This is a genomic window from Sphingomonas sp., assembly GCF_031380695.1.
Classification (GTDB): domain Bacteria; phylum Pseudomonadota; class Alphaproteobacteria; order Sphingomonadales; family Sphingomonadaceae; genus Sphingomicrobium.
The window spans coordinates 1-13,273 of record NZ_JANMWY010000123.1; the positions used below are offsets into that span (position 1 = coordinate 1).

At 64.7% G+C, this 13,273-nt stretch carries 10 protein-coding genes and 1 pseudogene; 5 read left to right on the forward strand and 6 right to left on the reverse strand.

Annotated features, from left to right (window positions below):
* The 4 genes from RMN84_RS04500 to RMN84_RS04515 form a co-directional block, all read right to left on the reverse strand.
* Positions 1–618, reverse strand: a 618-nt coding sequence (locus RMN84_RS04500) for a dihydrofolate reductase family protein (protein WP_309611006.1), incomplete at its 3' end; no start/stop codon positions are given.
* Complete coding sequence (locus RMN84_RS04505; RefSeq protein WP_309611007.1) at positions 611–1,111, reverse strand: VOC family protein; 501 nt, start codon at positions 1,109–1,111, stop codon at positions 611–613. The genes RMN84_RS04500 and RMN84_RS04505, both read right to left, overlap by 8 nt.
* 16 nt (positions 1,112–1,127) lie before the next feature.
* Positions 1,128–1,913, reverse strand: a complete 786-nt coding sequence (locus tag RMN84_RS04510; protein WP_309611008.1) for a VOC family protein — start codon at positions 1,911–1,913, stop codon at positions 1,128–1,130.
* The gene (locus RMN84_RS04515) at positions 1,910–2,275 is read right to left on the reverse strand and encodes a DUF1428 domain-containing protein (RefSeq protein ID WP_309611009.1); all 366 of its coding nucleotides are present in this window, start codon (positions 2,273–2,275) and stop codon (positions 1,910–1,912) included. Before RMN84_RS04515 ends, RMN84_RS04510 begins: the two co-directional genes overlap by 4 nt.
* An 80-nt stretch (positions 2,276–2,355) precedes the next feature.
* Between RMN84_RS04515 and RMN84_RS04520 the strand changes: the two genes are divergently transcribed.
* The 4 genes from RMN84_RS04520 (at position 2,356) to RMN84_RS04535 (ending at position 8,945) form a co-directional block, all read left to right on the forward strand.
* Positions 2,356–3,057 carry a winged helix-turn-helix transcriptional regulator gene (locus tag RMN84_RS04520; protein ID WP_309611010.1) on the forward strand — a complete coding sequence of 234 codons (702 nt, stop codon included), beginning with the start codon at positions 2,356–2,358 and terminating at the stop codon, positions 3,055–3,057.
* Between the two features lie 32 nt (positions 3,058–3,089).
* Positions 3,090–5,108: a threonine--tRNA ligase gene (gene thrS / locus RMN84_RS04525; protein ID WP_309611011.1), complete on the forward strand. Its 2,019-nt coding sequence runs from the start codon at positions 3,090–3,092 to the stop codon at positions 5,106–5,108.
* A 103-nt stretch (positions 5,109–5,211) separates the two neighbouring features.
* The gene (gene infC / locus RMN84_RS04530) at positions 5,212–5,757 is read left to right on the forward strand and encodes a translation initiation factor IF-3 (RefSeq protein WP_309611015.1); all 546 of its coding nucleotides are present in this window, start codon (positions 5,212–5,214) and stop codon (positions 5,755–5,757) included.
* A 206-nt stretch (positions 5,758–5,963) separates the two neighbouring features.
* Positions 5,964–8,945, forward strand: a complete 2,982-nt coding sequence (locus RMN84_RS04535) for a TonB-dependent receptor domain-containing protein (protein ID WP_309611012.1) — start codon at positions 5,964–5,966, stop codon at positions 8,943–8,945.
* 57 nt (positions 8,946–9,002) lie between these two features.
* Here RMN84_RS04535 and RMN84_RS04540 read toward each other — a convergent pair whose 3' ends face one another.
* Positions 9,003–11,738, reverse strand: a complete 2,736-nt coding sequence (locus RMN84_RS04540; RefSeq protein WP_309611013.1) for a [protein-PII] uridylyltransferase — start codon at positions 11,736–11,738, stop codon at positions 9,003–9,005.
* Between the two features lie 101 nt (positions 11,739–11,839).
* Between RMN84_RS04540 and RMN84_RS04545 the strand changes: the two genes are divergently transcribed.
* Positions 11,840–12,994 (forward strand): aspartyl/asparaginyl beta-hydroxylase domain-containing protein, encoded by a 1,155-nt coding sequence (locus RMN84_RS04545; RefSeq protein WP_309611014.1) that lies wholly within the window; start codon positions 11,840–11,842, stop codon positions 12,992–12,994.
* Here RMN84_RS04545 and RMN84_RS04550 read toward each other — a convergent pair.
* Positions 12,986–13,273: pseudogene (locus tag RMN84_RS04550) on the reverse strand (DNA mismatch repair protein MutS); the annotation flags it as partial. The gene RMN84_RS04545 and the pseudogene RMN84_RS04550 sit on opposite strands and share 9 nt — an antisense overlap.

A 13,273-nucleotide genomic window follows, 5' to 3' on the forward strand; every position in this document is an offset into this window, starting at 1 on the left:
CGACCGTTCGACCTGCTGCTCGGCCGCCGCACCCATGACATCTTCGCCGCCTACTGGCCTTACGCACCGGACGAGATGGCGGGCATCCGCGACCCGTTCAATGTCTGCGCCAAATATGTCGTGACCCATGGCGACCAGCCGCTTGCCCTGTCCGAGGATGATCGGGGACATCATCAGCGTCAGCTCGTCGAGCAGCCCGGCGTCGAGCAGTTGCGGATAAAGCGTGCTGCTGCCCTGGATGACGAGGTCGGGGCCGTCGCCCTGCTTGATGGCGCGCAGGGCTTCGATCGAAACCCGCTCGCTATTCTCCCACGCGAGCGGATCATCGCCATGGGTCACCACATATTTTGTGCAGGCGTTGAACGGGTCGCGAATGTCCGCCATCTCGTCCGGCGCGTAGGGCCAGTAGGCGGCGAATATGTCATGCGTGCGGCGGCCGAGCAGCAGGTCGAACGGTCGACCGAAGATCTCGCCGATCTTGCCGTCGATGGCCTCGTCGCCGACCGGTGGGAGCCAGCCCGAAAAGCGGAAGCCACCGGTAGGATCCTCGGTCGGTCCGCCTGGTCCCTGCATCACGCCGTCGAGCGTGACGAATGCCGCGCCGACGATCCTACGCATCGATAGCGACCCCGCGTTCGGCTGCCTCGATGGTGGCGATGTCGATCTTGCGCATCGTCATCATCGCTTCCATTGCGCGCTTGGCGGCCGCCAGGTCGGGATTGGCCATGGCCGTCATCAGCGCGCGGGGCGTAATCTGCCACGAAAAGCCCCATTTGTCCTTGCACCAGCCGCACTCGCTCTCCGCGCCGCCATTCTGCACGATGGCGTTCCAGTATCGATCGGTCTCTGCCTGGTCGTCAGTGATGACCATGAAGCTGACCGCCTCGTTCGGCTTGAAGTTGGGGCCGCCGTTGAGGCCGACGAACGGCCGACCGAGGACGGTGAACTCCACTGTGAGCTCATCCCCCGCCTTGCCGCCGGGATAGTCGGTGGCGGCGGCGCGGTGCGCGTCGACATGGCTGTCGGGAAAGGTCGCAGCATAGAATTCTGCGGCCTTGCGCGCTTCGTCCTTATCGAACCAGAGGCAATGGATCAGTTTGTCGTTGGCCATTCTCTCTCTCCCTCATTCAGGATTTGCGCGGACCAACCAGGCCGAAGGCGGTGCCGTGCGGGTCAGTCGCGTGGAGCGAAAACTCGCCGCCAGGGATTGGGTGGGGACCTTCGACGACCTTCCCGCCGCCCGCGTCGATCGCCGCGATGGCGCGGTCGATGTCGTCGACGCCGATGTAATAGCGCCATTGGCTGGCGGAAGTCGTCGGCATGACCGCGCCGATGGCAACGCCGCCATGCTGCAGGAAGCGATATTTGCCCATATCGCCCATGTCCATATCTCCTTCCTGGTGCCAGCCGAAGTGGCGTTTGTAGAAGGTGATCGCGGCGTCGGGATCGGATGTAGCGAGTTCGTTCCAGCGGACATGGCGCGTCTCGTCGACCGAGAAGACGTCGCTGACGACGCTCTCATTTCCCGGCGGCGGTGTCGGCTTCATGATGTAGAGCGGGGCACCCTGCGGATCGGCGATCATCGCGATGCGGCCCACGCCGGGCATGTCGTTCGCGGGCATCAGCGTCTTGCCGCCCGCGTGCTCGACCGCTGTTATCATCGCATCGACATCGTCGACGCCAAGATAGCCGAGCCAGACCGGGCGCGCGCCATGTGACTGCATTTCGTCGGTCAGGCGGAGCACGCCGCCAGCATTCCCAGCGCCGGGGATGGTGATCATGCGATAGTCCATCTCGCCTGCGGGCTGCGCCTCGATGTCCCAGCCGACGACGGCGTCATAGAAGCTCTTTGCGGCGTCGGGGTCGGGGGTCATCAGTTCGTACCAGATGAAGCTGCCGTGGGGATTGGTCATGCCAATTCTCCTTTGCTGTCGAAGATCGGGGTGAAGCCGGAAAAGACCATGCGCTTGCCGTCGAACGGCATCTCGCCGAGCGCAGCGAAGCGCGGGTCGTCCATCATCCGGCGACCGGCCTCGTCGCGGGTCACCTTGTCGGGATATTCGATCCACGAGAAGACGACCGTCTCGCCCTCTTCGGCGGCGACGGCGCGAAAGAAATCGGTCTGCTTGCCCGGCTTGAGGTCGTCGCCCCACGTCTCGACCACGCGCGTGGCGCCAAGGTCGAGGAAGATCGGGGCGGCGGCGCGCGCCTGGGCGAGATAATCCTCCTTGCGGTCGTGGCGGACCGGAATCAGGAAGCCGTCGATATAGGCCATACACCTTCTCCTGTCGGTTTCATCGAGTTTGCGACTCGATTGATGTTGATAAAATAGCCGAGTTGTCCTATATTGCAACTATGAAGTTAGAAAATCTAACTCTGTTAAGCGACGGAGCGCCCGCAAAAGACGACAAGCGGCGCTACGACGATGCCTGTGGCACCGCGCATGCGCTCGAACTGATTGGCGATCGGTGGGCGCTGCTCGTCCTGCGCGAGCTGATGCTGGGCGGGCGGCGTTTTTCGGACTTGCGGGGCGACTTGCCCGGGATCAGCGCCAATGTGCTAACTCAGCGGCTGAGCGAGCTTGAGCAACGCGGGCTAGTGAAGCGTCGTCGCCTCCCTCCGCCGGCCTCGGCGCAAGTCTATGAAGCGACCGAGTGGGGACTCGAGGCGGAGCCTATCGTCCAGGCGCTCGGTCGCTGGGCGGCGCGCAGCCCGCGCCATGACCCGACCCTGCCAATCAGCGGCGTGTCGATCCTGCTGTCGTTCCGGACAATGATCTCGGCGAAGCGGGCCAAGGGGATCGACGCGCGAATCGGCTTCCGCTTCGGGGCTAACGAGTATGTCGCGCGGGTGAAGAAGGGCGGGATTCGCGTTGAACGCGCGACGCTCGAGCGGTGCGACGTCATCCTGTCAGGCGCGCCGGCGACGCTGGCGTCGGTAGTCTATGGTGGCCAGCCGCTCGACCGGCTCGGTGTCACCGGTGACCGCGTGTTGGCCGAGAAGTTCGTCACCTTGTTCGTGCTGCCGCCCAAGGTTGGCGCCGACGCGGCAGGTTGAGGGACGCGTCGTGCCCGGCTAAGGCCGCGCCCATGTCGAAGATGTTCAAGATCACACTGACCGATGGCACCGTTCGCGAAGTGCCGGAGGGATCGACTCCGGCCGACGTCGCCGCGGCGATCGGGCCGGGTCTGGCGAAGGCGGCGCTGGCGGCGCGGGTCGATGGCGAGCTGCGCGATCTCAACCGGCCGTTCGACCAGGATGCCACTCTGACACTGATCACGGCGCGCGACGAACGGGACGCTTTGGAGCTGTTTCGGCACGATTATGCGCATGTCCTGGCAGAGGCAGTGCAGAAGCTGTTCCCGGGGACGCAGATCACCTTCGGACCGGCGACCGACGACGGTTTCTATTACGACTTCGCCCCGGCACCGGGACGGGGGCCGTTCACCGACGAGGAGCTGCCGCTGATCGAGGCCGAGATGCGCCGGATCATCGCTGCCGACGAGCCACTGGTGCGCGAGGAGTGGCGGCGCGAGGATGTGCGGGCGTTTTTCGAGCGGACTGGCGAAACGTATAAGGCGCAGTGGGTGATGGAGCTGCCCGAGGGCGAAGCGATCACCATGTACCGCTCGGGCGCGTCGGACGATGCGTGGATGGACCTGTGTCGGGGGCCGCATTTGCCCTCGACCGGCAAGCTCGATCCGGCGGCGTTCAAGCTGACGCGGGTGTCGGGTGCCTATTGGCGCGGCGACCAGAACAACCCCATGCTGAGCCGCGTCTATGGCACGGCATGGCTCAACAAGAAGCAGCTCGACGCGCATCTCGTGCGGCTGGAAGAGGCGGCCAAGCGCGACCATCGCCGGATCGGGCAGGAGATGGACCTGTTCCACCTCCAAGCAGAGGCCCATGGCAGCGTGTTCTGGCACCCCAAGGGGTTCGTGCTGTGGCGCGCGCTGGAGACCTATATGCGCCGCCGGCTCGATGCGGCGGGCTATGACGAGGTCAAGACGCCGCAGCTCATGGACGCGCGCCAGTGGGAGAAGAGCGGCCACTGGGGCAAATATCGCGAGAATATGTTCGTTGTTCCGGACGAGATCCCGAATGCCGAAGAAGAGGGGCCGGTGCTGTCAGGCAAGGGCGAGTTGATGGCGCTCAAGCCGATGAACTGCCCGGCGCATGTGCTGATTTTTAAACAGGGCATCACCAGCTATCGCGACCTGCCGATCCGCATGGCCGAGTTCGGCTGCTGCCACCGCAATGAGCCGCATGGCGCGCTGCACGGCATCATGCGGGTGCGCCAGTTCACCCAGGATGATGCCCATATTTTCGTGCGCGAGGACCAGTTGATCGACGAGGTGCGGGCATTCTGCGATCTGCTCGACAGCGTGTACCGTGACCTCGGCTTCGACCATTACGCGATCAAGCTGGCGCTGCGGCCCGACAAAAGGTTCGGGTCGGACGCGATGTGGGACTGGTCCGAACAGTCACTGCGCGACGCGGTCAGGGCGACCGGGCGCGATACCGAGGAATATGGCTGGGAGGAACTGCCGGGCGAAGGTGCCTTTTACGCACCCAAGCTGGAGTTCCACCTGACGGACGCGATCGGGCGGACGTGGCAGGTGGGCACAATACAGACCGACACGGTGCTGCCCGAGCGGCTGGACGCGAGCTACGTCGGTGAAGATGGCGCGCGCCACCGGCCGGTGATGCTCCACCGCGCGATCCTGGGCACATTCGAGCGGTTCATCGGTATCCTGATCGAGCATCACGCCGGGCGCTTCCCGCTATGGCTGTCGCCGGTGCAGACGGTGGTGGCGACGATCGTTTCTGATGCCGACGGCTATGCCACTGACGTGCTGGCCAAGTTGAAGGCGGCCGGCATCCGCGCCGAAGCGGACCTGCGCAACGAAAAGATCAACTACAAGGTGCGCGAACATAGCTTGGCCAAGGTCCCGCTGCTTCTGGTCGTCGGCAAACGCGAGGCCGAGGAGGGCACGGTAGCGATCCGTCGGCTGGGGTCCGAGGAGCATCAGAAGGTGATGACGCTGGACGAAGCGATCGCGATGATCGTCGACGAGGCGGTGCCGCCTGACCTGCGCGCGAACTGACGCCACCATGCCACAGGAGAGCCGAATTCGGCCGAATCCCCTTCACAAGCGGCGAGCGAAGCCTTAGCTGGCGCTGACCACAACCATATTTGGAGACTCTGCTATACCACCGCCCTATCCGCGCCGATCACAGGCGCCGCCGCAGTTTACCGGCCCCCGCTACAACGAGTTCATCCAGGCCCAGAAAGTCCGGGTGATCGACGAAAATGGCGAAAATCTGGGCGTGATGTATACGCGCGAGGCCTATGAGCAGGCAGTCGGAGTCGGCCTCGACCTGGTCGAAATCAGCCCCAATGCCGACCCGCCCGTGGCCAAGTTCCTCGACATCGGCCGCTTCAAATATGAAGCGCAGAAGAAGGCCAACGAGCAGAAGAAACGCCAGAAGACGCAGGAGATCAAGGAGATCAAGATGCGTCCGAACATTGACGACCATGACTATGACACGAAGATGAAGAAGGTCGTCGAGTTCCTCGAGGACGGTGACAAGGTCAAGGTGACGATGCGCTTCCGCGGACGCGAGATGGCGCACGGCCAGCTCGGCATGGCCGTGTTGCAGCGGGTCCAGGCGGAGACCGGCGAGATCGCCAAGGTCGAGGCCCATCCGCGGATGGAAGGTCGGCAAATGTTGATGGTGCTGTCGCCGAAATAGGCGCAATTCGCCTTTCACCCGAAGAACAGGCCCGGCGTGCCCTTACGGCAGTCGGGCTTTTCTTTGCCTGCCCGCCACTGCTGTTGCAATCGCGCCGCATACGCCGAGGAAATGGCGGGAAAGCGACGCGCCGTATATCTTTGGCCGCGGTGGACGATTAGTCTTCTTCGCAACGAAAAATGAACAGAAACTCTGGAGTGGATAAGATGGGCAAGTCGATTTGGCTCGCGTCGGCGGGGATTGTGGCACTGACGGCAGCACCGGCGTTCGCGCAGGACACCGGGCAGGTCGATCCGACCACACAGAATAGCCCGACTACTGCTGCCGACGCGGTGGCAACCACTGACACGGCCCAGACGCCGGTCGACACTGGCGACATCATCGTCACCGCGACTCGCCGTAACGAAGCCCTGTCCAACGTCCCGCTGGCAGTGAGTGCGGTCACGGCCGACACGCTCAAAAACACCGGCGCGAGCGACATTCGCCAGCTCAACCAGGTTTCGCCTTCGCTACTGGTCTCGTCGACCTCGTCCGAAGCGGGCGCCGGCGGCGCACGCATCCGCGGCATCGGTACGGTCGGCGACAACCCCGGCCTCGAAAGCTCGGTCGCTACCTTCATCGACGGCGTCTATCGCTCGCGGGTCGGCACCGGCCTGACCGAACTTGGCGCGCTCGACCGCATCGAAGTGTTGCGTGGTCCGCAAGGTACGCTGTTCGGGCGTAACGCCTCGGCCGGCCTGATCTCGGTGTTCACCGCCAAACCGTTATTCCACACGGAAATCACCGGGGAAGCAACGGTCGGCAACTATAATCTCCGACGCTTCGAGGCGGGGGTGACCGGTCCGCTGAGCGAGTCGCTCGCCGCGCGGATCGATGGTGTTTACGTCAAGCGCGACGGCTTCATCCGCGACGTGATTTCGGGTCGCGACATTAATAACCGCAATCGCTACCTCATTCGCGGGCAATTGCTTTATCAACCAAGCAGCGACCTGTCGGTGCGGCTGATCGGCGACTATTCGAAGCGCAACGAGGAATGCTGCGCGGCGACCTATATCAAGGCGCAGGACGCGGTTGCCGCCGGTGCGGGATCCTTCACGTACGCGCCGTCGACCTTTGCCGCGTTGGAGCGCGGGCTGGGCGCGATCATCAATGACGACACGTTTGCGCGCAAGGCATCGGTGACACCGGGCCGCGATTATAACAGTGACGTGCGGGACTATGGCTTCTCGGGCGAGCTGAACTACAAGTTCGGATCGACGCAGCTGACGTCGATCACCGCCTATCGCTACAACAAGTTTATCCGCGGCCAGGACGCGGACTATAATAATCTCGACATCCTCTATCGCGACGGTCACGGCGGGGCGGGCAACCGTTTCAAGACCTTCACGCAGGAGCTTCGTCTGCAGGGCTCGTTGCTCGGCGGGCATCTCGACTGGCTGGTCGGCGGTTATTACGCCAACGAAAAGCTTCAGGCGAAGGATAATCTGTCGGCCGGGGCGGACTTCGACCGCTTCTTCACCGCGCAGGTGCGGGCGTCGAGTCCGGCGCTGGCGCAATTCCCCGGCTATTTCGCGCTCAACGCTTTCGCGCAGGGCTTCCTGGCTAACCAGCTGGCGACGAACCCGGCATTTGCCGGCGTCCCCGTCGCCGCGCGACCGACCGTCATCAACGCTATTGCCAGCCGGGTGGCGAACACCCCAATCAGCAACGTGCTGGTGCAGGACGTGTTCAACCAGAAGGACACTAACTACGCACTGTTCACCCACAACATCATCAAGATCACCGACGCGCTGAGTGCAACGATCGGCGTCCGCTACACGCGTGATCACAAGACGCTGAATGCGAACCTCGTCAGCGGCAGCCAGTGCTCGGCTTACCAGAACAACATCGTCCAGCTGCGAGCTCTTGCCGCGGCAGCAACGGCGAACCCGGCGACATATGGCGCGTTGACGCCGGCAATCGTCGGGTTGTCGAATGCGCTTGCAGGGACGGTACTGACGCCCCTCGCCGGTGCCCCGTGCTTCCCGCCGCTCAACGCCATCAACGGCTCCTTTTCAGGTGGCAACAAGAAAGAATCGCGGTGGACCGGGACCGGCGTGCTTAGTTACAAGGTCATGCCGTCCACGCTGGTCTATGCGAGCTACTCGCGCGGCTACAAGGCCGGCGGATTCAACCTGGATCGGTCAGGCCTCACGTTCGGTAACGTCAACCTCAACGCCCTCCAGTTCGCGCCTGAGCTGGTCACCGCCTACGAGGCCGGTTTAAAGTATAAGAGCCGCTTTATCGACGTAAACATCGCCGGCTTCATCGAAGACTTTAAAAGTTTCCAGTTGAACACGTTCAACGGGGTCAATTTCGTCGTCGAGAACGTCAACGCCTGTACGTCCAGCCTGGGCGGGGCGGACAGCGACCCGCGTGCGGGGACGACCGTCGCCTGCAGTGGCGGCCGCCGCGCCGGTGTGCGTTCAAAGGGCATCGAGGTCGAGACCTTCTTCCGGCCGATCGCCAATGTCCGTGGCGCGCTGGGGGCGACACTGGTCGACACCAAATATCGCCAGAATCTGATTGGTGCGGCGGGCAATTCGATCATCGATGGATTGTTTCAGTTGCCCGGCCGGCGCCTGTCGAACTCGGCTCGCTTTACGGCAACCGGTTCGCTTGGCTGGACTCCGCCAATCGGCGATGCGGGGATGACCGCGCTGGTCTACGCCGACATGCGCCACTCGAGCGGATACAACACCGGCTCCGACCTCGACCTCGAGAAGATCCAGAAGAGCTTCAACGTCGTCAACGCCCGCATCGGCCTGCGTGGGCCGGGCCAGCGCTGGGGGATCGAGCTTTGGGCCCAGAACCTGTTCAACACCAACTACAAGCAGGTCGGCTTCGATGCGCCGTTGCAGGGTTCGGGTTCGACGCGGTCGGTCCAGTCGGGCTTCACAGCTCGCTCAAACGCCCTCTACGCGGCCTTCCTCGGTGAGCCGCGGACCTATGGCTTAACGCTGCGCGCCAAGCTGACTCCGGAGCATGCCGCTCCGCCGCCCTATGTCGCGCCGCCGGCTCCGCCACCGCCGCCGCCCGCAACGCAGACCTGTGTTGATGGGTCAGTGATCGAAGTGACGGCGACCTGTCCGCTGCCGCCCGCACCGCCGCCGCCGCCACCGCCACCGGCCAAGGGCGAGCGCGGCTAAGGCCAAGGCTTGTCTTTCTGGAGAAAGGGAGCCCCGCGGGAAACTGCGGGGCTTTTCTTATGCGGCTTTCGCGGTGGTGGAATCCGATGCGGTGGCGAGGAGCAGCTCGCGCAACAGCTCGACCTCCTTGTCGTTGAGCTTCCGGCCCTTGCCGTTGGTGACGTAGAAGACGTCGACCGCCCGCTCGCCGTAAGTGGCGATGTGAGCCGAGTGGAGCTGGTGTCCGGCGTCGTGGATTGCCTGGGCAAGGCGCGCGAGCAGCGCCGGGCGATCGTGGGCGTTGACTTCGACGACGGTTGTCCGGCTCGACGCCTGATCGGCAATGAGTACGCGCGGGGCGATGTCGAACGTCCGTTGGGCGCTCGGTGGGTCACGGGGCAGCGTGGGCCGCTCGCCCTCGATCCCGGCAATCACCGCGTCGAGCAGGCGCGCGCGCAGGCGGCGGTCGGTGTAGGCTCGACCCTGGCGGTCGTGGATCAGCAGATTGTCGATCGCCATGCCGTCGTGAGTCGTATGGATGCGTGCGTCGAAAATGCTCGCTCCCGCACCGGCCAGCGCGGCACAGGCGCGGTAGAACAGGCCGGGCGCGTCGGACGCGAACAGGCTGATGCGGGTCGCGCCCGAAGCCGCATCGTCCTCGGCGATGATGCTGGTGCGCGGGCCGCTACCGCCAGCTTCGGCGGCAGCGATCTGGCGCGCGTTGGAAAGTTGCCAGTCGAGCGACTCGGCTAGCCAATAGCTGTCGGGCAGGCGCGCGGCGTGGGCGGCGGCGGCACTCCATCCGAGGGCGGCGGCCAGTTCCTGCTGGCGATGTGCGACTTGCTCAGAGCGCCCGGTCTGCTTGTGACCAAGCCGAAGCCGCTCTTCGGCGGCTTCGAACAGGGAGCGGATGAGACTGCGCTTCCACTCGGTCCACGTCCCCGGCCCGACCGCGCGAATGTCGACGACCGTCAGGATCAGCAGCAAGCGCAGCCGCTCGGGACTTTGCACGATCTGCGCGAAATCCTCGATCGTGGTCGGATCGGACAGGTCGCGTCGAAAAGCGGTGTTGGACAGCAGCAGGTGGTGCCGCACCAGCCAGGCGACGGTTTCGGTTTCGCCCGCGTCAAGCCCGAAGCGAGGGCACAGGCGCAGCGCGATGTCGGCACCCAACGCGCTATGATCGCCGCCGCGCCCTTTGGCGATGTCGTGGAGGAGGACTGCGACGTAGAGCACGCGGCGTGAGGCGATCTGCCTGAACATGGCGGTCGAGGCGGGATGCTCTTTGGCCTGCTCGCCCCGTTCGATGGCGGCGAGCAGACCGATGGCGCGGATGGTGTGCTCGTCGACGGTGTAATGATGGTACATGTCGAACTGCATCTGGCCGACGACGCGGCCGAAGTCGGGCACGAAGCGACCGAAGACGCCGGCCTCGTTCATCCAGCGCAGCGTCAATTCGGGGGCGTTGCGGTCGGTCAGCACGGCGAGGAAGCATTCGTTGGCGCGCGGATCGGTCCGAATCCTGTCAACCAGCCGCGCGTCGCGAGCGGCGGCGCGCATCGCCGACGGATGAATCTCGAGCCGCTCGCGCGCGGCCAGCGCGAAGATGTGGAGCAGGCGGACTGGGTCCTGCGCGAAGAAATCGTCGGACGGCAGGGCGATACGACCGCGATCGACGATGAACCCGTCGAGCTTGGCCGGGCGGCGGCGGATCGCCGGCAAGGCGAAGCGGCGGCCCTGGCGAGCGAGCTGTTCGTCCAATTGGGCAAGGAACAGCCCGGTCAGGTCGCCGACCGTCTTGGCGTTGAGGAAGTAGAATTGCATGAACCGCTCGACCGCGCTTTTGCCGGGCCGGTCGGCGTAGCGCATGGCGGCCGCAATCTCGCGCTGGCGGTCGAAGCCCAGCCGCTCCTCGGCGCGCCCGGCAGCGAGGTGGAGGTGGCAGCGGACCGACCAGAAGAAACGCTCGGCCCGCTCGAAACGGCGGTACTCCGACGCGCTGAACAGGCCGGCACCGACCAGCTCCGCCGGCTGCTGAACGCCATGGACATACTTACCGATCCAGTAGAGGGTATGAAGGTCGCGCAAGCCGCCCTTGCCATCCTTGACGTTCGGCTCGACGACATAGCGACTATCGCCCATCCGCTGGTGGCGTTCATCACGCTCGGCAAGCTTGGCGGCGACGAACTGGCGGGCCGTGCCGGCGACGACTTCGCGGCGGAAGCGCTGCGCCGTCTCGTCGGACAGCGCCTGATCGCCCCACAGGAAGCGCGCTTCGAGCAGCGAGGTGCGGATGGTCATGTCCGATTTAGCCAGCGAGATAGCTTCGAACGGCGTGCGAACCGACTGGCCGACCTTCAGTTTCAGGTCCCACAAAATATAGAGCAATGCTTCGCACACCTGTTCGCACCAGGGTGCCCTGCCAGGGGGAACGAGCATCATCAGGTCGAGGTCGCTGAACGGCGCCATCTCGCCGCGTCCGGTGCCGCCGAGCCCGACCAGCGCGATCCGCTCGGCCAGGGTCGGGTTGGGGTTGGCGAACACGCGCTGGGTGACGAGATCAAAGGCAAGGCGGACGATTTGGTCGGCGAGAAAGGCGTAGGCGGCGGCATGGGCGCGGCCACGGCCCGGCTCGGCGGCGACGCGCTCGGCGATCTCGGCTCGGCCGTCGGCCATGGCTTCGCGCAGAATGGTGGTGGCGGCTGCGATCAGACCGCCGCCGGCGGGCAGCGCGTCGAGCACTTCGGCGATTTGGCGCCGGTCGATGATTGTGCGGCGACGCGCAACTTCGCTTTCTGTTCGCGCCGGTTTCATGTGTTGTGCCGTCATTGGCCTCACCGTGCGCTACCAACAGCGTGATCGCAACCGTCCGGCGCAGGATCGCCTTGGTGCGCCCGACTTGCTATGAAATTTCGATGACCGACCCGTCCCTCGAAATTGCCGCACAAGAAGGCGTGGCTGCATTCCAGAAGAGCGATTTCCCCGCCGCCATCCTCGCCTTCGAAAAGGTCACCTCCGCCGAGAATGCCAGCGCCCACAGCTGGCTAGTCCTGTCGCAATGCTATGCAGCAACGGGCGATCTCGCACGCGAGGATGCGGCGCTCGACACGGTGCTGGCGATGGAACCGCGCAATGTGCTGGCGTTGATCCGCAAGGGGGAGGGAATGGCGCAGCGCGGGGACGATCGCGCTGCCGTAAGCTATTTCAACCTCGCCCTGAGCAATGCGCCGGTCGATTCGTCACCGGGGATCGCCAGAAGCCTGGAGCGCGCCGCGGCGGCGAGCGCAGCGGCAAGTGGCCGATTCGCGGCCCACCTCGAGCAAAGTCTCGACGCCGCAGGGTTCGCGGCGGGCCAGCGGCCCGCGCTGTTCGACGAGGCCATCGGCATCATGACGGGGCGCATGCCCGTCCAGGTCCAGCAGCCGACCAGCTTCTTCTATCCGGGCTTGCCGCAAACCAGCTTCTACGATCCGGGAGCCTTTCCTTGGGTCGCCGCGCTGGAGGCGGCGGCACCGGCAATCCGCGCCGAGCTCGTTGCGCTGCTCGACGAGCGCGACGGTTTTCATCCTTATGTCGAGGGCGACGCAGACCGGCCTAACCGCGGCCATGCGCTGCTCGACGATCGCCGCTGGAGCGCGTTCGATCTGTATCGCAGCGGGCAGCCCGTAAAAGATAATGTACGGCGTTGTCCCGCCACGATGCGCGCGCTGGCCGGCGCGCCATTGCCATTGATCTCGGGCCGGTCGCCGATGGCCCTGTTCTCGTTGTTGGAGCCGAGGACCCACATCCCGCCGCATTGGGGCATGCTCAACACGCGGCTGATCTGCCATTTGCCGCTGATTGTCCCGCCCACGTGCCGTCTGAGGGTCGGCAATCACCAGCGAACGGTCGAGCCGGGCCGCATGATGATCTTCGACGACAGCATCGAACATGAGGCGTGGAACGACAGCGACAAGGTACGGGTCGTACTGCTGTTCGAAATCTGGCGCCCGGAAATCAGCGAGCGCGAGCGCGAGGCGCTCACCGCGATGTTCGCCGCGGTCGGCGACTTTGAATCGGCGTCAGGTTGATTCGGCGGCGAGTCGCTTGAGCGCATACAGTGCGTCGAGGGCTTCACGGGGCGTGAGCGCGTCGGGGTCGATTCCGGCGACGGCGGCGGCGAGGGGGTCGGGCGCGGGTTGTTGCGGGGCGGTGGCGGCGAACAGGGGAAGGTCGTCGAGCGAGACCTTCGACCGGATCGGGCCCCCTCTGATTCTGGTTGCGGATCTGCGCGCAGGGCTGTAGTACAGCCGTTTGGCTTGAGCCGTCGCGGCAACTTCGAGCTTTGCGATAGCCCCTTTTGCGATTTC

What these genes read in the sequence shown, in the direction of transcription:
- RMN84_RS04540 (WP_309611013.1), bottom strand. Translation starts at nt 11,738, where the DNA reads ATGAAACCGGCGCGAACAGAAAGCGAAGTTGCGCGTCGCCGCACAATC.
- RMN84_RS04515 (WP_309611009.1), bottom strand. Translation starts at nt 2,275, where the DNA reads ATGGCCTATATCGACGGCTTCCTGATTCCGGTCCGCCACGACCGCAAG.
- RMN84_RS04535 (WP_309611012.1), top strand. Translation starts at nt 5,964, where the DNA reads ATGGGCAAGTCGATTTGGCTCGCGTCGGCGGGGATTGTGGCACTGACG.
- thrS (WP_309611011.1), top strand. Translation starts at nt 3,090, where the DNA reads ATGTCGAAGATGTTCAAGATCACACTGACCGATGGCACCGTTCGCGAA.
- RMN84_RS04545 (WP_309611014.1), top strand. Translation starts at nt 11,840, where the DNA reads ATGACCGACCCGTCCCTCGAAATTGCCGCACAAGAAGGCGTGGCTGCA.
- RMN84_RS04510 (WP_309611008.1), bottom strand. Translation starts at nt 1,913, where the DNA reads ATGACCAATCCCCACGGCAGCTTCATCTGGTACGAACTGATGACCCCC.
- RMN84_RS04520 (WP_309611010.1), top strand. Translation starts at nt 2,356, where the DNA reads ATGAAGTTAGAAAATCTAACTCTGTTAAGCGACGGAGCGCCCGCAAAA.
- RMN84_RS04505 (WP_309611007.1), bottom strand. Translation starts at nt 1,111, where the DNA reads ATGGCCAACGACAAACTGATCCATTGCCTCTGGTTCGATAAGGACGAA.